General features: G+C 66.2%; 2 protein-coding genes. Both read left to right on the forward strand.

Going from position 1 to position 1491, the window contains the following annotated elements:
* Nucleotides 1-2: 2 nt before the first annotated feature.
* Nucleotides 3-986 (forward strand): nicotinate-nucleotide--dimethylbenzimidazole phosphoribosyltransferase, encoded by a 984-nt coding sequence (cobT, locus tag JCM25143_RS15045; protein ID WP_081773628.1) that lies wholly within the window; start codon nucleotides 3-5, stop codon nucleotides 984-986.
* A partial coding sequence (locus JCM25143_RS15050) for an adenosylcobinamide-GDP ribazoletransferase (protein ID WP_025861832.1) occupies nucleotides 976-1491 on the forward strand: 516 nt, incomplete at its 3' end. The genes cobT and JCM25143_RS15050, both read left to right, overlap by 11 nt.

Consider the following 1491-nt stretch of genomic DNA (forward strand, 5'->3'; position numbering starts at 1 on the left):
CCCTGCCCGAACCCGACTCCACAGCGCAGGAAGTCATTGCCCTGCGCGAAGCGCAACTGACAAAGCCCCCCGGCAGCCTTGGCCGCCTTGAGGAGCTGACACGCTGGCTCGGGGGGTGGCAGGGCCGGGTCACGCCCCGGCTTGAGCGGGTGCAGGTGATTATCTTCGCGGGAAATCACGGCGTAACCGCACAGGGCGTTTCGCCATGGCCGCAGGAAGTCACGGCCCAGATGGTCAGCAATTTCGAGCGTGGGGGGGCTGCCATTAACCAGCTTGCCCGCACAGTGGATGCGGCACTGGAAGTCGTGTGCGTCAACGGCCTGCGCGCCACAGCGGATTTTACCACCCAACCCGCTATGAGCGAGCATGCCTTCGTGCAGGCCGTGGCCACAGGCTACAACGCCGTACCAGCAGATTGTGACCTGCTCTGCCTGGGCGAAATGGGTATTGGCAACACCACCGCCGCTTCTACCATGGCCGCGGCCGTGGCGGGCGGTACCGGCACGGACTGGGCAGGGGCAGGCACGGGGCTGGATAAATACGGCACGGCCCAGAAAGCCGCCGTGGTGCAGGAGGCCCTGCGCTACCATGCGCCACAGTTGTCCAGCCCGCTGGAAATAGCCCGCCGTGTGGGCGGGTTTGAACTGGCGGCCATGCTGGGGGCCACGCTGGCCGCGCGCCATATGGGCATACCCGTGCTGCTGGATGGCTTTGTCTGTCTGGCAGCGGTTGCGCCACTGGCACAAATGCACCCTGAAGGACTGGCCCATACCTGTCTTTCGCACTGTGCCACCCTCACTGGCCAGACACACCGGCTGGCCAGCCATCTGAACATGGAACCCCTGCTGGGCCTTGGCCTGCGGCTGGGAGAAGGCTCGGGGGCTGCCCTTGCCGTCGCCATTCTGCGCGGAGCATTAGCCTGCCACACCGGCATGGCCACCTTTGCCGAGGCCGCCGTCTCCCGCTCTGATACGCTTGAGCACTAGCCCCTCCCTCCGGGCCACGCTGGACACGGTGCGCCTGCACCTTGCCTGCGGTCTGGGCCTGCTGACCCGCCTGCCCATTACCCGGCTGCTGCCTGCGCCATACCGCAACACCAGCGCCGTATGGCCCATGGCGCGTTCGCTCTGGTGCTGGCCACTTATTGGCGGCGGTATCGGCCTGTTTGCCGGGGTTATTCTGCTGCTGGCACAACTGGCGCATATGCCTCCGCTTGTCGCGGCCTGTCTGGCACTGTCAGCACAGACCATACTGGGCGGCGGTCTGCATGAAGATGGGCTGGCCGATATGGCCGATGGCTGCGGCGGCTCCACACCCTCGCGCAGGCTGGACATCATGCGTGACAGCCGCGTTGGCAGCTATGGCGTCATGGCGTTGTGTCTGTCCTTCGGGCTGCGCGCGGCAAGCCTTGCCAGCCTTCCCCTGCCCGCCATCCTACCTGCCTGTATCATGGCCGCGTGTCTGGCGCGTGCGGCCCTGCTTATCCCCGCT

The organism is Acetobacter papayae JCM 25143 (assembly GCF_000613285.1).
Taxonomy (GTDB): Bacteria; Pseudomonadota; Alphaproteobacteria; order Acetobacterales; family Acetobacteraceae; genus Acetobacter; species Acetobacter papayae.